The 22487-nt window shown below is 61.2% G+C and carries 18 protein-coding genes and 2 pseudogenes; 14 read left to right on the top strand and 6 right to left on the bottom strand.

Annotation, left to right across the window (positions count from 1 at the left end; translation table 11 throughout):
* Positions 1 to 65: 65 nt before the first annotated feature.
* The 5 genes from ACZ2HM_RS18885 to ACZ2HM_RS18905 all read left to right on the top strand — a co-directional run bounded on the left by ACZ2HM_RS18885 (position 66) and on the right by ACZ2HM_RS18905 (position 4398).
* On the top strand, positions 66 to 479 hold the full coding sequence (locus tag ACZ2HM_RS18885; protein WP_470427181.1) for a LexA family protein: 414 nt from the start codon (positions 66 to 68) through the stop codon (positions 477 to 479).
* Positions 476 to 1747: a Y-family DNA polymerase gene (locus ACZ2HM_RS18890; RefSeq protein ID WP_470427182.1), complete on the top strand. Its 1272-nt coding sequence runs from the start codon at positions 476 to 478 to the stop codon at positions 1745 to 1747. Before ACZ2HM_RS18885 ends, ACZ2HM_RS18890 begins: the two co-directional genes overlap by 4 nt.
* Positions 1748 to 2055: 308 nt before the next feature.
* Positions 2056 to 2325, top strand: a complete 270-nt coding sequence (locus tag ACZ2HM_RS18895; protein WP_235209913.1) for a hypothetical protein — start codon at positions 2056 to 2058, stop codon at positions 2323 to 2325.
* A gap of 78 nt (positions 2326 to 2403) precedes the next feature.
* Positions 2404 to 3210 (top strand): S1/P1 nuclease, encoded by an 807-nt coding sequence (locus ACZ2HM_RS18900; protein WP_470427183.1) that lies wholly within the window; start codon positions 2404 to 2406, stop codon positions 3208 to 3210.
* Between the two features lie 360 nt (positions 3211 to 3570).
* Positions 3571 to 4398 (top strand): 23S rRNA (adenine(2030)-N(6))-methyltransferase RlmJ, encoded by an 828-nt coding sequence (locus ACZ2HM_RS18905; protein ID WP_470427184.1) that lies wholly within the window; start codon positions 3571 to 3573, stop codon positions 4396 to 4398.
* A 78-nt stretch (positions 4399 to 4476) separates the two neighbouring features.
* Here ACZ2HM_RS18905 and ACZ2HM_RS18910 read toward each other — a convergent pair.
* A pseudogene (locus ACZ2HM_RS18910) lies at positions 4477 to 4650 on the bottom strand (integrase); the annotation flags it as partial.
* A gap of 198 nt (positions 4651 to 4848) precedes the next feature.
* Between ACZ2HM_RS18910 and ACZ2HM_RS18915 the strand changes: the two are divergent.
* Together ACZ2HM_RS18915 and ACZ2HM_RS18920 are read left to right on the top strand one after the other, a co-directional pair.
* Complete coding sequence (locus ACZ2HM_RS18915) at positions 4849 to 5094, top strand: type II toxin-antitoxin system ParD family antitoxin (RefSeq protein ID WP_470427185.1); 246 nt, start codon at positions 4849 to 4851, stop codon at positions 5092 to 5094.
* Positions 5095 to 5096: 2 nt separating this feature from the next.
* Positions 5097 to 5399 carry a type II toxin-antitoxin system RelE/ParE family toxin gene (locus tag ACZ2HM_RS18920; protein ID WP_470427186.1) on the top strand — a complete coding sequence of 101 codons (303 nt, stop codon included), beginning with the start codon at positions 5097 to 5099 and terminating at the stop codon, positions 5397 to 5399.
* Between the two features lie 945 nt (positions 5400 to 6344).
* Here ACZ2HM_RS18920 and ACZ2HM_RS18925 read toward each other — a convergent pair.
* The 3 genes from ACZ2HM_RS18925 to ACZ2HM_RS18935 all read right to left on the bottom strand — a co-directional run bounded on the left by ACZ2HM_RS18925 (position 6345) and on the right by ACZ2HM_RS18935 (position 10387).
* Entirely contained in the window at positions 6345 to 8819 is a 2475-nt protein-coding gene (locus ACZ2HM_RS18925) for a TonB-dependent receptor (RefSeq protein ID WP_470427187.1), read from the bottom strand.
* A gap of 84 nt (positions 8820 to 8903) precedes the next feature.
* Complete coding sequence (locus tag ACZ2HM_RS18930) at positions 8904 to 9842, bottom strand: FecR family protein (protein ID WP_470427188.1); 939 nt, start codon at positions 9840 to 9842, stop codon at positions 8904 to 8906.
* Positions 9812 to 10387 carry an RNA polymerase sigma factor gene (locus tag ACZ2HM_RS18935; RefSeq protein WP_470427189.1) on the bottom strand — a complete coding sequence of 192 codons (576 nt, stop codon included), beginning with the start codon at positions 10385 to 10387 and terminating at the stop codon, positions 9812 to 9814. The genes ACZ2HM_RS18930 and ACZ2HM_RS18935 overlap by 31 nt, the downstream gene beginning before the upstream one ends.
* A gap of 105 nt (positions 10388 to 10492) precedes the next feature.
* On the opposite strand from ACZ2HM_RS18935, the gene ACZ2HM_RS18940 reads away from it, so the two are divergent.
* A complete protein-coding gene (locus ACZ2HM_RS18940; RefSeq protein WP_470427190.1) occupies positions 10493 to 12013 on the top strand; it encodes an alkaline phosphatase D family protein in 1521 nt (506 codons plus the stop codon).
* A 395-nt stretch (positions 12014 to 12408) separates the two neighbouring features.
* Here ACZ2HM_RS18940 and ACZ2HM_RS18945 read toward each other — a convergent pair whose 3' ends face one another.
* The gene (locus tag ACZ2HM_RS18945) at positions 12409 to 12897 is read right to left on the bottom strand and encodes a CREC-EF hand family protein (protein ID WP_470427191.1); all 489 of its coding nucleotides are present in this window, start codon (positions 12895 to 12897) and stop codon (positions 12409 to 12411) included.
* Between the two features lie 31 nt (positions 12898 to 12928).
* Entirely contained in the window at positions 12929 to 13717 is a 789-nt protein-coding gene (locus ACZ2HM_RS18950; protein ID WP_470427192.1) for a DUF4198 domain-containing protein, read from the bottom strand.
* Positions 13718 to 13964: 247 nt separating this feature from the next.
* Between ACZ2HM_RS18950 and ACZ2HM_RS18955 the strand changes: the two are divergent.
* The 6 genes and pseudogenes from ACZ2HM_RS18955 to ACZ2HM_RS18980 all read left to right on the top strand — a co-directional run bounded on the left by ACZ2HM_RS18955 (position 13965) and on the right by ACZ2HM_RS18980 (position 22402).
* Positions 13965 to 15928 (top strand): annotated as a pseudogene (locus tag ACZ2HM_RS18955) (TonB-dependent receptor domain-containing protein).
* Positions 15929 to 15932: 4 nt separating this feature from the next.
* The gene (locus ACZ2HM_RS18960; RefSeq protein ID WP_470427193.1) at positions 15933 to 16691 is read left to right on the top strand and encodes an energy transducer TonB; all 759 of its coding nucleotides are present in this window, start codon (positions 15933 to 15935) and stop codon (positions 16689 to 16691) included.
* 396 nt (positions 16692 to 17087) lie between these two features.
* Complete coding sequence (gene ku / locus ACZ2HM_RS18965) at positions 17088 to 17951, top strand: non-homologous end joining protein Ku (RefSeq protein WP_470427194.1); 864 nt, start codon at positions 17088 to 17090, stop codon at positions 17949 to 17951.
* A gap of 35 nt (positions 17952 to 17986) precedes the next feature.
* Positions 17987 to 18808 carry a GNAT family N-acetyltransferase gene (locus ACZ2HM_RS18970; RefSeq protein WP_470427195.1) on the top strand — a complete coding sequence of 274 codons (822 nt, stop codon included), beginning with the start codon at positions 17987 to 17989 and terminating at the stop codon, positions 18806 to 18808.
* A gap of 72 nt (positions 18809 to 18880) precedes the next feature.
* A complete protein-coding gene (gene ligD, locus ACZ2HM_RS18975) occupies positions 18881 to 21358 on the top strand; it encodes a DNA ligase D (RefSeq protein WP_470427196.1) in 2478 nt (825 codons plus the stop codon).
* A gap of 150 nt (positions 21359 to 21508) precedes the next feature.
* Positions 21509 to 22402 carry an SDR family oxidoreductase gene (locus tag ACZ2HM_RS18980; RefSeq protein WP_470427197.1) on the top strand — a complete coding sequence of 298 codons (894 nt, stop codon included), beginning with the start codon at positions 21509 to 21511 and terminating at the stop codon, positions 22400 to 22402.
* Positions 22403 to 22487 lie beyond the last annotated feature (85 nt).

The following is a 22487-nucleotide window of genomic DNA, read 5'->3' on the forward strand; positions in this document are numbered from 1 at the left end:
GAACAAATGACCGTTTCGGACAATCTGGCTATGCCGGATCGTGTATCTGATTCGTGGCCTATTTGATGTTTGAACCCATACCCATTTGCCTTGCCATGCCCGATCTGCCGCTGCTGCTGGTGAGCCTTCCGGCGGGCTTTCCTTCGCCCGCGCAGGACGACATGGAGGAACCGATCAATCTGGCCGACTGGCTGGTGGAGCATCCGGCTGCAAGCTACATCATGCGCGTCGATGGATATTCCATGACAGGGGCCGGGATTACCGACGGCGATCTGATCATCGTCAGCAGGGCAAAAAAGCCTGTTGCAGGCCATATCGTCGTCGCCATGGTCCATGGCGATCGCACGTTAAAGCGCCTGAAGCGGCGCGACGGGCGCTTCTGGCTGGTCCCGGAAGCCGATGGCTTTGCTGACATCATCGTGGATGAATATGTCGAGATATGGGGCGTGGTCGTCGGACTTGCCCGCAAATACGGATGAGCGCGCCGGTCGCCCTGATTGACTGCAACAATTATTATGTGTCCTGCGAGAGAGCGTTCGATGCCAGCCTAGTTGGTGTCCCGGTCATTGTCCTCTCCAACAATGACGGCTGTGCGATTGCCCGTTCGGGTGAAGCCAAGGCTCTGGGCATCAAAATGGGGGATCCTGTCCATCTCATCCGCGACAAGATCAGGCAGCATGGCATTCGCGTCCTCTCATCCAACTATGCGCTCTATGGCGATATGCAGCGGCGGGTCGTCGCGGCGATCGAGCCATTTGCAAGGGATTTCGAGATTTACTCGATCGACGAGACCTTTGTCGATTTTACAGGCTTCGAGCATCTGGATCTCGCCGCGCATAGCCGTGCCATGCGCGCGCAGGTCCGGCAGTGGACCACCATTCCCACCTGTGTGGGCATCGCTTCGACCAAGACGCTCGCAAAGCTGGCGAATGCGGCGGCGAAGAAAAACCCGACATTTGATGGCGTCGCCGATCTGCGCGACGAAGACTTATGCCGTTGGGTGCTCGACCAGTTCGACGTGGACGATGTATGGGGCGTCGGCAGGGCGACGGCGGCCAAACTGGCAGGCCTGGATATCTGCACTGCCGGGCAGTTGCGCGACATGGCCCTCAAGCAGGCCCGCGCCATCGGCGGTGTCGTGCTGGAACGGCTGGTTGCTGAATTGCGCGGTGTTCCGGCGTGCGCCATCGAAACCGTGGCGCCTCAGCGCAAGGGCATGGCTGTCACCCGATCCTTTGGTACGCCTGTCACCGATATGGACATGCTGATGGGCGCCGTTGCGCAATATGCGATGCGGGCGGGAGAAAAACTGCGGCAGCACGGCCTGGTAGCAGGACGCCTGACAGTATTTTTCCATACCAATCGGCATAAGCAGGACCGGCCGCAATATTCTGCGACGCGGACGCTCACCATGCAGCCCATGACCAACGATGGCCTCATGCTTCTTGCCTACGCCCGGCGCGGCATAGAGAGCGCTTGGCGAGAGGGCTATGGCATCACCAAGGCGGGCGTCATGCTGGAAGACCTCATCGACGCTGATAGACGACCGCGAACGCTATTCGAGGACGATTGCGGAAGGCGTGATCGGTTGATGGTCGCCATGGATCAGGTCAACATGCGTTTCGGGAAGTTCGCGGCCGTTCCAGCCAGCCAGGGGTTCAAGCGCGAATGGGCGGCCAGATCGGACAGCAAGTCGCCCAACTACACCACCCGCATTGCCGAGGTGCCCGCCGTAAAGGCGAGATGAGCAAGGTTTACTGCCGGGGGTCCCTTGTCCGATGGGGCTGGATATCGCCCAACCGGCTGATCTCGATCGATGAACGATCCTGGCAGTGAACGGTCAGCGCTGCCCACGATTGGGCGTGCAGGCAGTCCCTCCCCTTCCCGGTCAAGCACCACCCCCCTGCCCCACAGCCCCACAGCCCCAGCCTCATGATGCGGACCCACGCGACAGAGCCGGAACCACATCCTTGGTCTAGGCGTCCATCGACCATGGCATCTCCCACTGTAATTGACATTCCCCACACTCTTGGTCGCGACGAGGCCATACGGCGCATGGAGAGGGGCGTTGGCAAACTGGCCTCGCACATCCCGGGCGGCGCAGCCACTGTAACCCATTCATGGCCCAGCGCTGAGCGTCTTGCATTGACGGTCGCGACCATGGGCGTCGAAGTGCCCTGCACGGTCGATGCGGAAGACAATCGGCTGCGGGTGACGCTCCATCTTCCTGGCATGCTGAGCCTGATGTCAGGGCCGATCGCCGCCATAGTAGAGAAGCAGGGCGAACGGCTGATGCTGGACGATAGGGCCGACAGGACGATCTAGGGTCGCGCCACGCGGAACGACATACCATCTACAGCAATCCGTCTTTCCATGGAGAGTAAATGCCGCCAAGGAACAGCCATGCGTATATTCTCCCTTCTCGCCATCCCATTCCTTGCATGCACACCCGCACAGGCTTGGGGTCCTGTCGGCCACCGCATAACCGGTGCCATCGCCGATGAAAATCTGAGCGGTGTTGCACGTGCCCATGTCCGGCTTTTGCTTGGTGCCGAGGATCTTGCCGGGGCGGCGACCTGGCCCGATGACATGAAGTCCGACCCGGCCGAATATTGGCAGAAAAAGGCTGGCCCCTGGCACTATGTAACGGTGAGGCAAGGGGACAGCTATCAAAGCAAGGACGCGCCGCCAGAGGGTGATGCCATGAGCGCGCTGGATGGTTTTACGGCTACATTGCGCAATCCCAAATCCTCCATCGAGGACAAGCGGCTGGCCCTCCGCTTCATCGTGCACATCATCGGCGATCTGCATCAGCCATTGCACGCGGGCGGTGGGGATGACCGGGGCGGCAATGATGTCAAGGTGACCTGGTTCGGCCGCTCGACCAACCTTCATTCGGTGTGGGACTCAGCGATGATCGCGCAACGGTCCTTGTCCTATTCCGAATATGCGCAATGGCTGTCGCGCACGATCTCGCCTGAGCAGGTGATCGATTGGAGCGATCCTGCGCCTTCGGTGTGGATTGCGGAGAGCATCGCGCTACGCAAGACGATCTACCCCGCCGACGCCAGCATATCCTGGGACTATGCCTACGAACATCGATCGGAGATGGACGATCGACTGAAGCGCGGAGGTATAAGGATCGCGGCCTACCTGAACTGGGTGTTCGAGCCCAGACATAGCGCCGGTCCAGCCGGACGAACTAAATGACTACCTCGATACATAGTGTGAATGTATCGAGGCATTTGGTGAGCGGCTATGTCATTTCCGACTTCGCCCGGGCCATGGCCGAGCTTGCTCCTGTCCGGCGGCAGTCAACTAATCCAAGTCATCCTACATTTAGCGGGCGCAAGTCCGTTACGTTGTTCGAACATTTCCATGCGCGCGGAGCCCTGCGTCTCCGCCTCTGGTAGCGATCGCTAACGCGGACTTAAGGCGTCGTGCATAAGTGTATTGAAGGTTTCCACACGACTTCATACTAGCGCCGGATTGGTTTCTTCAATCGCTTCGCGCTCGGCAACCGTGCCCAGCCTCAAATATAAATGTAGATCGTCAAGCATTCGGGTCGCAATGAATTATCGCCATTCCTTCCATGCCGGCAATAGCGCCGATGTCGTCAAGCACAGCCTGCTAATTGCCCTCGTGCGGGCCTTGCAGCAAAAACAGAGCGCGCTGACCCTGATCGACACCCATGCAGGCTGCGGGCTGTACGACCTTGACGGAGAGGATGCCCAACGCACCGGCGAGTCCACGCAGGGCGTGCAGCGGGCTTTTGCCGACTCGAACGCCTTGCTGAACGACTACCGCGCCGTCGTACAAGCGGTAAATGTCGGGACCGAGGCACATTTTTACCCGGGCTCGCCGCGGATTCTGGCGCAGCTTCTTCGGCCGCAGGATTTCCTGATCCTGAACGAAAAACATCCCGAGGATGCCTATACCCTGCGCGGCATGATGCGCGGCACGACCGCTGCCGTACATGAGCGCGACGCTTACGAGCTTTGGCTGGCGATGGTGCCACCCCGCACCGCGCGCGGCGTGGTGCTGGTCGATCCGCCTTATGAGCAGGCAGACGAACGCGAACGCATCACAGCCACACTTGCCGCCGTTCATCGCAAATGGGCGCATGGCGTGACGGTGATCTGGTATCCGCTGAAAGACCGCGCCACGCATTGGCGGTGGAGGGAGCAGTTACGCAAACTCGGCATTCCCAAATTGCTGCGGGTGGAGCATTGGTTATACGATGGCGACCAGTCCGGCATTTATAATGGCGCGGGCCTTTATATCGTCAATCCGCCCTACGCCTTCAGGCAAGTGCTGCCGCCTCTGCTGGAAGCCCTGCGCGCCGCGCTGGCGCCGAAAGGGCATAGGGGCGAGATCACAACTGATTGGTTGGGCTAGTGGCCTGTCCTCTGGAGCTTTTCCGAAACAGTCCGACAATGCGCCAGGCTTCTGAACATAGGTTGGGACGAGCCTGTAGATTGCAAGGTCGAACAGCGCCCGATCCCTGAGGCGGCGGCGCTGATTAAGGCAAAAGCGGATCTCCCAGATTTGCTTTGGCTTCAGCGCCCGCTTGGCGCCGACCGCGCGCCCAGCGTTCCAGACCGGACGCTTGGGGGATGCATTCAAGGTTTCAGACATTTTCCTGATCATTCTGCAATTGGCCAAAATTGGCCATTCCGAAGAACGGCTGCAGACCTCCGGGGGAAATTAGTGAGGCTTGGAGCAAGCCGCGCTACGGGAATCGTAGAAGGCGTCGGCTGCACAATGGCCACTCTTCGCAAGAGCAGGTCAGGCGAGAGTTGACAACCTTTGCCAATCTTTGCTATTTTCTTGGCCTTGGAGGTTACCATGGCTACGATGAACATCTCACTGCCCGATCCGATGAAGCAATGGGTCGAAGCGCAAGCTGACACTGGTCGGTATAGCAATGCCAGCGACTATGTGCGCGATCTCATCCGCCGTGACCAAGAACGCGCCGACAAAGTCGCAGTCATGCAGCGCCTTGTCGATGAGGCCCGCGCCAGCGGTTTGAGCGACGAGACGATGGCGGACATCCGGACGCGAGCGATCAGCCAGTCTGGCTTGCAAGCCTGACCGTGCCTCGCTTTCGCTTAACGCGCGCCGCAGCCGACGATCTGACAACCATCTTTCTCGAAGGCATCGAGCAGTTCGGACTACCTCAAGCCGATACCTATCACGAAGGGCTGAGCGCGATATTCGCGTTTCTTGCCGAGTATCCCCAGGCTGCTCGATTGCGGGAGAAAATATCGCCTCCTGTCCGCGTGCATCCCTACAAGGCACATCTGGTGATTTATGACGTGGGAGATGAGGACGAGGTCATCATTTTGCGTGTCCGGCATGGCAGGGAAGATTGGATGTCCTCGAACTACGACGGCTAGCCGTGCAAGGTACGTGCTTGCGGCCAATCCGCAGAGATCACCACCCTACTTGGCATTTCTCCTGCCGACCAAACCAAGTCGTTCGGCGGTCGGCGACTGAAGGTCCGCCCACGCCGGAACCGGTCATTCGCAAGTTCGGCAGCCGCCGGGCAGCAAGGCACCCTAATTCCGGACAGTTCGCCGATCCTGTAGCCGTCCAGATTGCTGCCGTTCAGTCAGGTGCCGTCAAAGGGTACGCCGGGTGGATATCGGAAAGGCCGGTTTGGAGCGTCGAGTTGAAGCAAGCCGACTTCTGTTCAGCCGTTACGGTCGCACCGAGGGAATCGAGATGTAGCCAGCAGATTCGCCCTTCAGTGTTGATGTGTCAAACCAAATCAGGCGATACGGCGCGGACCGGCGCAGATGTTGGTCCCGCCGCACGGACAGCTGCCACCCCCACCGTAGACACCGCGCGAGCGACTGCTACGCCGCGTCGGAGTCGAACGGCGCTTGAGGCGAAACCCATATCGAGGCCCGTGCTACGATCATAGGATGATCCGGAGGACCTCGCGTCGCTATTCGAGTAGCCTGCAGAGCTACCCCCAGCCGCTGCGAGGCGCACTCACATCACGGCGGCGAAGTATATCGCGATCTGACCGCCTTCAAGTCGATCGTGCAGAGTAGTGATCGTCACACGATCGTCTCTCAAGTTTTTGTGGCACTCGCCTGTTCCATATGCTGCCCAGTAGCAACCGTACGGCCATGAGGAACTGGGTCAGCATAGTCTCTTCAGGTAGATCTCCGATAACTCACTCTGGGGAGCCCGGTCACGTGGTGACGTAAGATAACCCGCTTCTTGGAGCTTAGAAAGTCCCTACCTAGCAGAAACAGCAATTCGCTAATGCGAGGCACCAGTGCATCGCGATGCGGCGATGAAATGGTGCCTTACAAGCCAAACCCACTAGCTTAAAACGAGAAACGAGCGCCCACGGCATAGGTTGCTGGCGCGCCGACCATGCGCGACAACCCGTTCAGTTCGGGGAAATAGACTTCGTCCGTGATGTTGCGTCCCATCGCGTAGAGCGACCAGCCATGGGGCGATTCCAGTTCGATCCGGGCGTTGAGCAACGTATAGGCCGGCGCGATATTGCCCACGACCGCGTTCAGGCGGTTGGATTCCTTGCCATGGTGGAAGATGTTGGCACGGCTTCTCAATTTCCAGCCATCACCAAAGCTGTAGCTGTGGACCAGACCGACCCGGCCGGTCCATTTGGGTGCGCCGGGAAGCGGATCGCCCACGGTGGCGGTGACATCGGCGATGCGGTTGGAATTGAATTCGGTGATTTCCGAATGAAGATAGGTGCCGGATGCGTCGAAGTCGATCTGATGCCCGCCGCTGTTCAACAGGCGCAGGTTGAGCGCGCCTTCGAAACCGCGCGTTTCCGCCTTGCCCACATTGGTGCGGCCGTTGGTGTCGTTGGCCAGACGGGTCGTAGCCTGAAGATTGCTGAAATCATTGGCAAAGGCGTCGAGTGAGACGCGCAACGGACCCTTGAGATAGCGGACGCCCGCTTCGTAGGACCACACCGTTTCGGACGCGAATGGCTCGGTTTCCGCCAGCGTCATGATCGACGTGCCGTCAAACCCGCCCGACCGATAGCCCCGCGCGACGGACGCAAAGACGTTCAGGTCGTCGTTGATAAACCATTGTGCGGCAGCGCGGCCGGAAAAATCATCGTCCTTGAACTGCTTGTCCCAGCGGAAATTGGCCGTCGTGGCGAAAAAGGCGTTATAGTTGGTGATGCCCCAGGGGTTCAGATCGACATTGCGACCCTTGGAATCCACGTCGTCGCTGGTGTAGCGCAGGCCCGCCGTCAGGCGGACGCCGGGCAGCACTTCATAATCGGCCTGCCCGAACAGGGCGGCGCTGCGGCGGCGCTGGTTATGGATATTCTGATAGATGGTGCGCGCTACCCAGCTGGTCCACTGGCTGGAATAGTCGATCTTGTCGCTCATATAGAAGCCGCCGACCAGCCAGTTGAAGCGGCCCTGCTGTTCATTGCGTAACCGCAGTTCGACCGACGCCTGGCTCAGATCCTCATCGAACAGATATTCATATTGAGGATAGGGCGTGCCGTCGCCATTGCCGCCGACATCGCGCTGGCTGGACTGCGCACCGACCACCATGTCGAGCCGGGTGGCGTCGTTGAGCAGATGCGAAAATTGTGCGGAGACGCCCTTTATGTCGATCTTCTGGTCATAATATTGGCTGGAATAAAAGCTGTAGGGATCTTCATCCTCACCAGCGTTCAACACGCTTGTGTCCTGCGCTGCGCTCAGCCGGTCATATTGGCGCGCGTCGCCCCGGTCGCGGCTGGCAAAGGCCTTGAGCGTCAGCGTGGTGTCCGGCGCGAAGTCGATGTCCACGGTGCCGCGCGCGGCGAACAGATCCTTGTCGCCAAAACCCTTGCGCGCGCCCGGATCGCTGATCGCTGGCACCTGCGTCTGGACGACGCCGCCAACGCTGAGCCGTGCGCCGGCCAGATCGCCAGCGCCCTTGCCGTCCATGAAGCCGCCGCCCTGATCGGTCATCACCGCCAGCCGGACGCGAACATTGTCGCTGACCGGGCCGCCCAGCGCGGCTTCGAAACGGACATTGTCATAGCTGCCATAGCGCGCGTCGGCATAGCCATCGAAACTGTCGCCGCCGCCGCGCGTGATCGCGTTGACCACGCCAGCCGTCGTGTTGCGGCCATAAAGCGTGCCTTGCGGTCCGCGCAGCACTTCGATGCGTTCCACGTCGAACAAGGGCATGCCCAGATAGGCGTTGGAGCTTTGATAGACGCCATCGACATGCAGGGCGACCGACGGGCTGCCATTGGGCTTGTAATCGTCCGCGCCGCCGACGCCGCGAATACTGAGCAGGCCATAGCTTTCGCCACCAAAGCCATAGTTCATCGACAGGCCCGGCACTTCGTCGACCAGGCTGGCGAAATCGACGATGCGGCGCTTGTCGGCCTCATCGCCCGAAATCACGGTCAGGGCCTGCGGCACTTTGGACAGATCCTCCGTGCGCTTCTGCGCGGTGACGACGATGTCCTGTCCGGCGGGACGGGCGCTGCCCGACATGTCCTGTGGCACGGCACTTGCTGCAACTGCGAGCGAGATGAGGTTCGTGCCTTCATGCGAAATGGCGATGCCCCGGCCCGCGATCAGCCGCCGGATCGCCTGCGCACGGGTGAAGCGCCCTTTCAGTGCGATGGCGCGCTGACCGGTCACGGCGTCATAGGGGAACACCATCTGAACCCCTGCCTGACGTCCAAATTCATTAAGGGCGGTCGCCATATTCTGTGCAGGAATGTTGAAGGTGACGGCGCGTTCGGTGGTGGCGCCTGCCGGAGCAATGGCCAGGACCATGGGTAGTGCGACGGAATATATCATTTTGCCCTCCGATTGGATGCGTCTCTCGGAAGGAAGGATGGCTGGCCTTCGCGCCACCGCTATTGCAGCGCAAAAAATATTGAATCAGGCAGTGGTGAGGGTGATGGCACCCGTGTCGCCCCGCACGGAGCGGATGCCAAAGGATGCCTGCAATGCCGTCAGCAGATCGGCCGGATCGGTGGTGGTAAATCGCCCGCCCAGCCGGATGCGCGACAGGCTGGGGTCGGCGATCACGATCTTATGGTCCAGATAGCGATTAAATTCCGCCACCACGAAATCCAGGCTTTCCCCTTCAAATACCAGCTGGCCATTGCGCCAGCTTTGCGCGCGGGCAATGGCGATGGTTTCGGCGGGGCGGACCGACACGGATTTTCCGATGACCTGCGCCAGCGATCCGGCATCGACCATGCGGCGTCCGTCCAGTGCGGCCTGTCCCGACAGGACCAGCAATCCCACGGATTCGGGTTGACGCCGGACATTGAATATCCCCGCTTCCAGCCGAATGTCCGCGGCCGCCACGATCAGGCGCAGGGGGTGGCCAGCGCCTGATCCTGGCGGGCGCGGTTTGACTTCCAGCCGAATTTCGCCTTCGTCCAGCCAGACCGACCGGCTGGTGCCGTCGATGCGCCAGCTGATGCCGGTGGCGGTGTTGAGGTGGATGCGCGTGCCATCGTCCAGCATGATCGTGCGGCGTTCGCCCGTTATCGTCGACGCGCTTTCGCGGGCATTGGCCTGAACCGCGATGAACGCGCCCGCGACGCTCGCCCCGCCCGCCAGCGCAGCGGCTCGCAGCAACTGGCGGCGTTCGACACGCGGCGGGGGTGCAGGCTCTCTTTCATGGACGGCGCGCAGCCGTTCGACCTGTTCGAGCGCATCGACGACCTGGGCAAAGGCGACGGCGCGGCGCGGATCGCCCGCGCGCCATTGGTCGAAGGCGTCGGGCGTTGTCGATCCAGCGTCCAGCGCGGCCAGCCACCCGGCCGCTTCCTCCATCAATTGCTGCGTTGTCGGTGGCGTTGCCATAAGCGTGAAATACCGACTCCATCTGCCTTTACAGGGGCTTCCTGCATGGCGTGCGCCAATATGGCCAGCCCCTTGGCAAGATGCTTCTCTACAGTAGAGACTGACAAGCCAAGCCTCACCGCTATGTCTTTTGGCAACATACCTTCGATTCGGCGCATTTTTACGACGGCGCGGGGCTGTGGCGGAAGCTGGTCCATCAATTCGATCAGGCGTTTGAGTTCAAGATGCCCGGAAAGAATGGCGAACTGGTCGGGCGCACTGTCGGCGATGTCCATGGCATCCAGGTCAGCCAGATGTTCGAACCGCACGACCGACGCGCGACGGTGCCGTTCGAACGCAAGGTTGCGCATGATCGTCAGCACGAAGGCGCGGGGATTGTCGATGTCGCGGTGGTGCGAGGCATTGATGGTGCGCGCACAGGCTTCCTGCACCAGGTCTTCGACATCGCCGGGCGCGACCAGTCGCGCCGCCTGCCGCCGGAATGTCTGGCGGTGCGGCAGCACTTCATCAATGAACCAGCGGTCAACATCTCTCAGCCAGGTCACGGTTGCGTCCCCCTATGCCTGGCGCGCCGGTTAGACAGCGGACGTGACAATATCGGGACAGTGGGATGTCGTATTTCTGTCAACTGTGGCCGATAGGGCCGCGCGATGCAGAATATTGACTGGCATCGCCGCGCCGTACTGGCCGCCATGGCGGCCCTTGCCGTCCGACCGGGCGCGGCGGTGGATGCCCATGCGGTCGTCCATGACGATCCCTTCGCGCTGGGCGTGGCCAGCGGCGATCCGGCATCCGACGGCTTCGTGCTGTGGACGCGACTGGTGGGGCGGGGCGGGATGCCGCTCGATCGCGGTGCGATTCCCGTCGGGTTCGAGGTCGCCGATGACGCGCAATTTCGCCATATCGTCCGCACCAGCAGCCAAGTGGCGCATCCGCAGGCGGGGCATAGCGTGCATGTCGAACTGACGGGGCTGCGTCCCGGTCGACATTACTGGTATCGGTTTCATGCGCTGGGCGCGACCAGTCCGACCGGACGCACCGCAACCGCGCCGATGCGGGCGGACCGGATGCGGTTGGCGCTGACGTCGTGCCAGCATTGGGAACTGGGCTGGTTCGGGGCCTATCGTGACATGATTGCCGCCGACCCCGACATCATCGTGCAGGTGGGCGATTATATCTACGAACAATCCTACCCCGACCAGCCGAAGGTGCGGGCGTTCGGCGCGGACGAACCGCGTGATCTGGCAGGGTATCGCGCCCGATATGCGCTATATCGTTCCGACCCCGACCTGCGCGAAGCGCACCGGTTGTTTCCCTGGCTCGTCACCTGGGACGATCATGAGGTATGGAATGATTATGCCGCCCTTGCCAACCGGGAGGGGTTGCCGCCGCATGTCTTTGCGGCACGCCGGGCGGCGGCCTATCAGGCCTATTTCGAACATATGCCGATCCGCCCCAGCCTATGGCGGTCTCTGTCGACGCCGCGATTATATCGTGGTGTGGACTGGGGCGATCTGGCATCGCTGTCGATGCTGGATACGCGGCAATATCGGTCCTCGCCGCCTTGCGCCGATCCGATGCTGGCGCGCAATGTCAGGCTGGATCGCTGCACCGATCGCCTTCGTCCCGACCGTTCCATGCTCGGCACAGCGCAAGAATTTTGGGTCGAGGAGCGGCTGGCGCGCGAAACCCGGCCCTGGACGCTGTTGGCTCAGGGCGTGTTCTTCGCGCCGCTCGCATTGGACGCCAGCGGGGACGCAGTGTTCAGCGATCAATGGGATGGCCATATTGCCGGTCGCGATCGCTTGCTGGAACATATGGCGCAGCCATCCGTCCGCAATGCTGTGGTTCTAAGCGGGGATGTGCATAGCTTCTGGGTCAACAGCCTGGCGCGCGCAGGTAGCGGACATCCAATTGTTGGAACGGAAATCATCACTTCAGCGCTTGCCGCCCAATCCCCGCCACCCGGTCGGTTCGGCAATGTACAGGACAATAATCCGCACATTCGATTCAGCAATGTGGATCGGACGGGCTATGTTCTCATCAACCTAGACCTGAAACATATGGCCGCACAGTTCCGCGCAATCGACGCCCGCTCGCCGCAGCCAAAATTCGATATCTTGGCCGAGCTTCATCAGGATGCAGGTGCCGACATTCCGACGATCGACTGAAATGCTCACTCTAGCAGGGCCGCCTCTAGATCGCTGGCTCGCGGCATTGCCGACTTCCTGGTTTCGTCGTTAGCCGAACGACTAAGTTTCAAGCCTGTCGCGGCGCATACGAACGGTGACAATCAGGCCGCTTTTCTGTCAGTCATAGATCAGTGCGTCGCCGAGCTGGCCCGACACGCTGTAGGCATTTAGCTTGCTTCCGAAGCCCTCCAAAGCCTTAGCTATTCAAGATACTCAATCGCCTGTTGCTCATTTCAGGAAACGGACTGTCCGCTACGCCACGATTGGGCGTGAAGCGAGGAATGTCGCGGTCGCGCCTATAGATTTCCTTAACGGGAAGGGGTGCCAACCGCAATTGAGGGCACCCCTTTGCCGGGCACGGCTACCAGCAGCGATTATTGGGCGGCCTTCTCCCTAGCGGCGAGCTGGCGCGCGGCAGTCGCTGCGGCGTCGGTGGCGGTCACGATGCCGTCCTTGTCATTATCCTGCTCGGCAAAGGCGCGCGCGCCCGACAGATCATATTCGGTCTGGGCCATCTTGCCGTCCTTGTCCTTGTCCAGCACGCCGAAGCGGACATGGGTCTGCCGGATCTGGCGCTGCCGCTCTTCCGTCTTCTTCTCTTCGTTGCGGTCGGACGCGGCAAGTTGCTGTTCCAGCCGCGCGCTATATTCCTGCACATATTCGTTTTCCGAAACCCAGCCGTCACCATTGGTGTCGGTCGCCTTGAAACGGGCGACGCGGCCGATGTCGAATTCGGCGCGGCTGACCTGGCCGTCACGATCAGCGTCATAGTCGTGGATAAAAGCCGATCCTTCATGCGGCGCGGCCATGGCGGTGCCAGCGAGCGTCAACAGGGCTGCGGTCAGGGTAAGCTGGAATTTCATATCGTCTCCGTTGGATATAGGAACGCGACGCTCAGGCCGCGTCGAAGGTCAGGGTGTAGGTGTAGCTGCGATAGGGGGTTTCCGACCCGGCCGGCGCGACGCCGCGATGGCGCACCAGGATCAGATAGGCGCCCGCATCGTCGGGCTTCAGGGTGAAGCGCCCATCAGCGCCGCTCTTTACCTGTGCGGCCACCTTGCGCCCGTCATAGAGGCCGGCGCTGCGAAACATCGTAATGTCGGCATTGGCGAGCGGCTGGCCGTCGAACAGCAGCGCGAAGCGAACGTCCGATCCCGCGACGATGCCGTTGGGATGGGTGATCGCCTGGATTTCCAATGCCTTGCCCAGGGGCTTGAGCGCCGTTTCGGTCGGCTGGCCGCGCGTCACATAAGCGTCAGCCAGGGTCATGCTCTGCACCTCGACCTGCTCGGCATTGGCAGGCGGTTCGGCGCCTTCGCCGCGCATGGCCCATATGTCGCCTTGCCTGAACATCTTGCCCTTCCGCCCGGCACGCTGGCCGCTTGTCACGCGATAGGTGCCGTCGGCGGGAATCGCCGCTTCGAAGACGCTGAGGTCGCGCAAATGGGTGACCGGCCCGGTCGGCAGGTCGTTGCCGTCTGGGCCGACCAGATGGAAAGGCGCGTCGCGCATCGCGACTTCGGGCAGGAAGGCGTCTTCGGCAAAGGCCGACTGGACAGTGATATGGTCACCTTTGCCCACATCGAACAGGGTCGGCAGCACATAGGGCATATGCGCCTGCGTGGTGGAAGCCCCGAAGAGGGTTAGCAGCAGGGCGATGGAACGAGTGGGCGGTGTCTTCATGATGTCCCCTTTCTGCATCAGCCATTAAGTCTAATGCGATTCACTTGCAATATCATATTAAGATGATAGGTGCGTCGTCGTTCGGGGCGATCCAGGCCCGATCCAATGTACCGACAATGGGGGCGCACATATGATGAAGACCAAACCGACGTTGCTGTTGGGAACCGCGCTGATCGTTACGCCGACCCAGGCATGGGCGCAGGATGATGCCGACGCGCCGGAAACGACGCGTATGGCGCTTGACCGCATGGTCATCTCCGCCGGCACCGAAAAGGTCGCGATCGACACGCCGCAGGCGGTCAGCACGCTGGATCAGGACGATATCGACCAGGTCCAGGCAACCACCATCGGCGACCTGTTGGAAGGGATACCGGGCGTCAACGTCCAGGGCGGCGTAGGCCAGCTTGGCCAGGGCTTCAATATTCGTGGCATGGGCACGGCGATCGGCGACAGCGACAATCGCATCCTGCTGACGGTCGATGGTGTCACCAAATTCTACGAACAATATCGCATGGGCGCGCTGTTCACCGAGCCTGAACTCTACAGGCGGGTGGAAGTGCTGCGCGGCCCGGCCTCCTCGACCCTCTATGGCGCCGGCGCGCTGGCGGGCGTGGTCAATTTCACCACCAAGGATGCATCCGATTTTCTGGACGATGGTGATCCACTGGCGGTGCGGTTGAAAGCGGCGACCGAAACCAATGCGCAGGCGCACACCCTATCGGGTATCGTCGCGGTGCAGCCGACCGAGGGTGTCGAACTGCTGGGCAGCTACAACTACCGGCGCACGGACGATTATAAGAGCGGCAATGGCGATACCGTCGCGGCCTCCGCCACCTTGTCCGACAGCTGGCTGGTCAAGGGCCGGGTCGCGATCGGCGGCAATAAGAAGCACGCGATCTGGGCCAGCTATCAGGACTGGATCAGCGACGCGCCGCAGGTCTATGACCAGATTTCCGCCGCCACCGGCGCCGCGCTGATGCGCCGCCGCGTTCACGACAAGACCGCCGTGCTGGGCTATGTGAACGATTTCGACGGCAGCAAGATCTTCAATGTCGAGGCGCAGGTCGCCTATTCGCTGTCGAAGGTGCATCAGACCGAGACGACCTTCCTCGGCCCGCTCGCCTATTCCGACTTCTCCTATGAGAGCTGGCAGGCCAAGGTCCAGAATACCAGCGAGTTCGCCATGGGTGGCGACTGGACGACCTTCCTGATCCTGGGCGGCCAATGGAGCAAGCAGGAACGGCGCAACCCGCGCGTGGCGCTGAACGGCACGGTGACGCCGGGCGCGGGCACCCATCCCGAAGGCGATATGAGCCGCTATGGCCTGTTCGGCCAGTTGGAGATCATCTGGTCCGACAAGCTGACGATCATGCCCGGCGTCCGCGTCGATTGGACCGACCTGACGCCCGGCGACACGGTGGTCGGCGGCACGACGCTGACCGATAAGGTCAAGGATAGCGGCGTTTCGCCCAAGCTGGCCGCGCTGTATAATTTTACGCCCTGGTTCGGCCTGTTCGGTTCGGTCGCGCGCACCGTGCGGATGCCCAATATTGATGAAATCTTCACCCGTTCGGCGACCCGGCCCAACAATCCCGACCTGCGGCCTGAGAAATCCGACAATGTGGAGGTCGGCTTCACCGTCTCCTTCGACAATATGCTGGGTAAGGGGGACCATTTCCGCGCCAAGACGACGCTGTTCCAGAATGACGTCCAAGATCTGATCGTCAATGTCACCGCCGCGGCGGGCACGCCCTATTTCCAGAATATCAACCGATCGCGCTTCAAGGGGCTGGAGGTGAGGCCGAATATGGCATGGGCGGCTTCTTCGCGCGCGGCAATGCGTCCTTCATCGATGGCAAGAACCGGCTGACGGGGGATTATCTCAATACCATTCCGGCCAACGACTATCGCCTGACATTGGGCTATGCCGATGCGGCGAGCGGCCTGTCGGGCGGCTGGACTGGCGAGTTTGCGGAGCGGCAGGACAAGGTGACGACCGGTGCCTTCGCCTCGGCCGGATCTGGCCTGCCGACACCGGGCTACACCATCCATAATTTGTTCTTCGCCTTCAAGCCGCAGAGCGGCGCGGCCAGGGGATTCGAATTCCGCATCGCCATGGATAACGTCTTCGATAAACAATATCGCCGCCATCTTTCCTCGCTCGCCGCGGAAGGACAGAGCTTCAAGTTCACCGTGGCGAACACATTCTGACGCCATGGCACAGGCAGCGCATCCTTTCCGCATCAGCGGGCCGGCGGCGGCATCGTTGCTGGTCAACGGGCTGTTGATCGCAGCGCTGTTTAACCTTGACATGGGGCATGTCAGCCGCCGGAGCGAATCTCCGGCGCTGACGGTCCTGTCGGTCGCCCAACTCAAAGGCGTGGAGCAGGGCGAGGAAGAAGCGGCGACAGCGACGCCCCGCACGCCTGCCGCCGTTCAGTCCCCCACGACCAACCAACAGCCCGCACTGCAACCGCCCGCGGTAACCACTATCACGCCTCCGGTCATTGCGGTGCCATCGCGCCTTTCCCTTTCCATGCCAATGTCGGTAGCTAAACCGGCAGCCAATCCCTCCGCAGCACCATCGCCGCCCGCTTTGCAAGCCACGGCCGTCGCCGCCTCGGTTACTTCTCCGCCCCGCCGCGGTGCCGCAGATGGACTGGACGTGAAAGCGCCACCCGGCACCAGCCGCAGCTATGCCGCCAAGGTCCGATCCTGGCTCTACGCCCATAAAATCTATCCCCGCCGGGCCCGGATGCGACGGGAGGAGGGGCGGGTGCAGGTTCGCTTCGTCCTCGACCGCACTGGCATGTTGATCGAGGGTGCGATTGTCCAGGGATCGGGCAATATCGTGCTGGACGATGAGGCCAAAGCAATGCTGCGTCGCGCCTCCCCCTATCCTGGCGCACCGGCCGAACTACCGGGCGAGCGCATCGAGTTCACCGCGCCGATCATATTCACCCTGCCAGCATAGCGACGACTTCGACCTTGCACTGCGCGATCAGCGTAAACTTCATATCCGCTCTATTTTGTGCTTGCGGCCTGCCTTAGCAGTCCCAATCCTTCGACGATTGACAAACATTGGGCAGGCAAGATCGGCCCACCCCTGCTGTTTAGCCGCCGATTTTTGATCTCAACAAGCTGACGGTCGGCTTACTGAAATGTTGAGATTGAAAGCCCCCGGCGACCTCGGGGCGGTTTACGATTTGACTTGGACCGCTAGAGCGTCCGCGCATCGGATTGCTACCCCCACCCGGATTGCAAGCCCGGCAGACGTTGCACGTGCAAGGCTGGACCGCATGGCCGACACGGCTGGACGGAACGAGACCATGCGCGAAAGGTTGATGTGACGGACCGACAGGAGATGATCATGGCTGCACGACCCTATTGGAAAGGCCAGATCAGGCTTGCACTTGTCTCCATCCCTGTCGAAATCTATTCCGCGACCAGGAGTGGCGCAACGATCGCCTTCAATCAGATCCACCAGCCTTCGGGCAAACGCATCAAATATGAGAAGGTCGTGCCCGGCATCGGGCCGATCGACCTGGACGACATCGTCAAAGGCTTTGAATATGCCAAGGGCGAATATGTCCTGCTGGATGAGAAGGAAATCGAAGGCGTCAAGCTGGAGAGCAAGAAGACGCTGGAATTGACCCAGTTTGTTGATGCGCACGACATTGACATGATCTATTTCGAAAAGCCCTATTATGTCGTACCCGCCGACGACTTGGCCGAGGAAGCCTTCATAGTCCTGCGGGAGGCGCTACGGCGCAGCCGGAAGGTCGGCCTTGGCCAACTGGCGATGCGCGGCCGGGAATATGTCGTCAGCATCAAGGCATGCGGGCGCGGCATGGTGATGGAGACGTTGCGATATGCCGATGAAGTCAACAAGGCTGCGAGTTATTTCCGCGAGATCGGCGATGGCGAGCCGGATGACGAATTGCTCGATCTCGCCACCACCCTGATCGACAAGAAGACCGGCAAATTCGACGCGAGCGATTTTCACGATCGCTATGTCGATGCCCTAAAAGAGCTGATCGAGCATAAGAAGAACGGCAAGACGCTCAACATCGACAGCGATGATGACTATGTCGCTGATCCACGGGGCAATAATGTGGTTGACCTGATGGCGGCGCTAAAAAAATCTATCGGCCCGGCCAGCAAGGCCAAGGCCCCGGCAAAGAAGCCGACAGGCAAGGCACCAGCAAAAGCGCTTGCCAAGAAGCGGGCGTGAGCAGTTGGTTTCCGATGCTTTGCGCGTAGTGGATCATGACCAACGCAACCAAGGATCAGACGCTGCGCGAGATGGCCGCCCATCGTGGTTTCAAGCTGGTAAAGTCCCGCAAGCGCAAGGTCGGTGCGGATGATTATGGCAAATATGGGCTGACCGATGCAGGCGGGAAGCCATTGCTGGGAATAGGTGACGACGGCTTCACCGCTTCGCTGGAGGATATCGAAGCCTTCCTGCGCGAGGGCGCGACAAGCACTTGGAAGGCATCGGCTGACGCCATGCCTGCACGCGCCACACCGGCAAGGAAAGCGACGACAGCGACGCATGAAAAGGTCGAGCCCGCCCTTCGGCCGCGCGCTAAGCGTGCCACCGGGCACACGCCAACGCCCTCGAAGAAGATTGCGGCCAGGCCCACGCCCGAACCGGCCCCGCTCAGCATCCGCGCCGCCACGTCGGCGGATGCGGCAGACATGGCGGCGCTGCTGTGCCAGCTTGCCCAAACGGCTATCGATGAACACGAGGTCGCGCATAATCTTGAGCGGATCAGCAAGGCTGGTGGCGGCTTGATCGTCGCTGTTCTGGAGGGGATCGTCGGTTGTTGCGCCTGGACCCTGATACCCACGCTTCACCATGGCGTGATCGGCCGCATCACTGTCCTGCTGGTGGATGGGGCGCATCGCCGCCGAGGCATCGCGACCGCCATGCTGGATGCTGCGACAACGGTCCTGCGCGAAGCGGGATGCACGCGGATCGAAGCGATGAGCGATATTGAAATCAAAAATGCGCATAATTTCTTCCGGGCTTCGAAGTTCGAGCAGACCAGCTATCGGTTCGCGCGCGCCATTGACGCAGAAGCTTAACCCGCTTGCGATACTCCCGGAACGAGTTGGCGTGCTTGCGGATTGGGGGGCAAAGCAACGGACAGAACCACCATGGCGAAGGCGCAGGACAAAAGCCCGAAAGACAGTCTCGATCTCTATCGGGCCAAGCGCGATTTTGCGCGCACGGCAGAGCCTGTGGGCGCTGAGTTTCCGACGACCGGCAAAGGCTTTGTCGTCCAGAAACATGCAGCGTCGCGGCTGCATTATGACTTCCGGCTGGAACTGGACGGCGTGCTCGTAAGCTGGGCCGTCACCCGTGGGCCAAGCACCAATCCCGACGACAAGCGCCTGGCGGTGCGGACCGAGGATCACCCGCTCGATTATGCGCGGTTCGAAGGCCTGATCCCCAAAGGTGAATATGGCGGTGGCACCGTCATGCTGTGGGACAATGGCACATGGGAACCGATAGCAGGTAAAGACCCGCGCAAGACACTGCCGGAAGGGCATCTCCATTTCATCCTGCATGGCCGCCGGATGCAGGGAGAGTGGATATTGTTCCGGCTCAAGCCACGCGGAAAGGAGCGCGGCGAAAACTGGATATTGCGCAAGGTCAATGACGCTTTTGCCGGTGGGTCGGACGATCTTGTCAGTCACCATCTCACCAGTATCGACAGCGGCCGCACTATGGAGGAAATCGCCGCCGGAAAAACCGTTCCCAAGCGCAAAGCCGCAAAGACGAAAGCGGCTGTACCCGGAAAAGCGAAGGGCGATGCTCCGCCGCCGTTTCAGTCGGTACAGCTGGCGACGCTGGTCGATCATGTGCCTGCGGGCAATCACTGGCTCCACGAGTTGAAATATGATGGCTATCGCACGCTGCTGGCCATCGGCGGCGACAATGGCCGCGCCTATACGCGATCAGGCCTCGACTGGTCCGATCGCTTTGCCGGGTTAATCGCCGACGCGACAAAATTGGACGCATCCAGCGCCCTCATCGACGGCGAGGCCGTGGTGATCCTGCCCGATGGCCGCACCAGCTTTCAGGGCTTGCAGGCCGCGCTCAAGGATGATCCGGGCCGGATCGACTATATGGCGTTCGACTTGCTGGCGTTGAATGGCGAGGATCTGACCAGGCGACCGTTGCTTGAACGCAAGGCGATGCTCGCCACGCTCATCGGCGATGGCGCGGGTCATATTCGTTATTCCGACCATATCATCGGGCGCGGCGAACAGTTGTTCGAGCACTTTTGCGGCGCGGGGCTTGAAGGCGTCATCTCAAAGCGGGTGGATGCGCGCTATTCCGGCGCGCGATCGGGAAGCTGGGTCAAGACCAAGTGCATCCGCCGTCAGGAATTCGTGATTGTGGGCTGGCTGCCCTCGGACAAGCAGCGCGGATTCCGCTCACTGCTGCTGGGCGTCCATGAAAATGGCGCGCTGCGTTTCGCCGGGAAAGTGGGCACAGGCTTTTCGGCGGAGGAGATGGAGCGGCTGCTGGCCTTGATGGCACCGCTGGCCCGGAAGACGCCGACGGTCGAGGCCCCACGAGCGGCTGTGCGGCAGGCGCGCTGGATCAAGCCGAAGCTGGTCGCCGAGGTCGCCTTTGCAGAATTTACCGAAGAAGGCGTGCTGCGCCATTCCAGCTATCTCGGATTACGCGAAGACAAGAAGCCGGAAGCGGTGGTGCTGGAAGTCGAAGCGCCCGTCGGACGGGCAACGCAGCCCGCCGCGACCAGCGGGGTCAAGATCAGCAATCGCGACCGTGTGATCTTCCCGGAGGGCAAGCTCACCAAGGGCGAGCTAGCCGACTATTATGAAGCGGTAGCGGATATCATGCTGCCCTGGGCAGGCAGTAGGCCGATCAGCCTCGTGCGCTGCCCGCAAGGCCGCGACAAGAAATGCTTCTTCCAAAAACATGATGCGGGCAGTTTCGGCGACGACGTCAAGCAGGTGGGGATCCTCGAAAAGGACGGCCATGAAGAACCCTATCTGTTCGTCGATACGCCCGCAGGGCTGCTGACCTGCGTTCAAATGGGGACGATCGAATTTCACGGTTGGGGTGCCAGGATCGAGGATGTCGAGAAGCCCAACCGACTGGTGTTCGATCTTGATCCCGACGAGGGGCTGGCGTTCAAGGATGTGGTCTCCGCCGCCTTCCATCTGCAGGATATGCTGGCGCAGATGGGGCTTGTCACCTTCCCGATGGTGACAGGCGGCAAGGGGGTGCATGTGATAGCGCCGCTGACCCCCAGTGCGGAATGGCCGCAGGTCAAGGATTTCGCGCATCGTTTCGCCACCGCCCTGTCACAGGCCGATCCCGACCGGTTTACCGCTGCGCTCGCCAAGGTGAAGCGGACGGGCAAGATCTTCATCGACTATTTGCGCAACCAGCGCGGGGCGACCGCCGTCATGCCCTATAGCGCACGGTCGCGGCCGTTCGCACCGATTGCGGTGCCGCTGAGCTGGGAGGAACTGCGCACGCTCGATAGCCCGGACCAATGGCATATCGGGGATGCAGGAGAGATGTTGAAGCACGCGGCTTCCAAGGATCTGGCCCATTGGGGCAGAGCCGACCAAATCCTGCCCGATCTGTAGTCTGGTGCGGCAAAAGACGTCGTCATTCGGTGAACCGGGGCATGGCCAAGCCTAACGCAGGAACTCGCGGACGGGGTGGCTCGTAATTCGACTTCAGTCTTCGGAGCGGCTGCGAAATGTCCGCCCGCCATTCATCAGCAAGGAACCCTTATGGCCGATCGCCTCACCCTGCAAGATCCACGTAACCAATATCCCAAGCCGCCTTTCCCAAAGCAGCCCCAGCCAGCCCCCGGCATAGCGGCGCAGATGGATCCGACACCGGACCATGGCGAAGAAAGCTATGTAGGGTCGGGCAAGCTCAAACGGCGCAAGGCGCTCGTCACGGGTGGCGATTCCGGCATTGGTCGCGCAGCGGCCATCGCTTACGCACGGGAAGGGGCCGATGTCGCTATCGCTTATCTGCCGAGCGAAGAGAGCGATGCGCAGGCCGTGATCGCCCTGATCGAAGCGGAGGGGCGTAAAGCCGTCGCGCTGCCCGGCGACGTGACAGATGAAGCCTGGTGCCGCCAGTTGGTCATCGATGCCGTCGCCGGTCTTGGCGGGCTGGACATATTGGTCATCAACGCGGGCCGTCAGCAGTTTCGGGACGATGTGCAGGCGCTGGGTTCAGATGATTTCGACCGCACGATGAAGACCAACCTCTATGCGCTGCACTGGATCGCGCAGGCGGCGGTGCCGCATCTGCCCGCCGGCGCGTCGGTCATCACGACCGCGTCGATCCAAGCCTATGATCCATCAGCCATCCTCCTCGACTATGCAACGACGAAGGCAGGGATCGTGGCCTATACCAAGGCGCTAGCCAAGCAACTGATCGAGAAAGGCATCCGCGCCAATGTGGTGGCGCCTGGGCCCTTCTGGACGGTCCTGCAATCCACTGGCGGTCAGCCGCAGGAAAAGGTCACGAAATTCGGCGAGCAGAGCCAGTTCGGCCGCCCCGGCCAACCCGTCGAGATCGCGCCCATCTATGTGCTGCTGGCGTCGCAGGAGGGCAGTTATATCACCGGCGAGGTCTATGGTGTGACTGGCGGCGCGGGTATCGCCTGAACAGTGCCGCGTTGTGGGCGTGCCTGTCTCGACTATACATTATGGCAGCTGTTTGATCACTGACGAGTGCGATGCATATCAACGG

Source organism: Sphingobium sp. KKT206 (genome assembly GCF_055640555.1).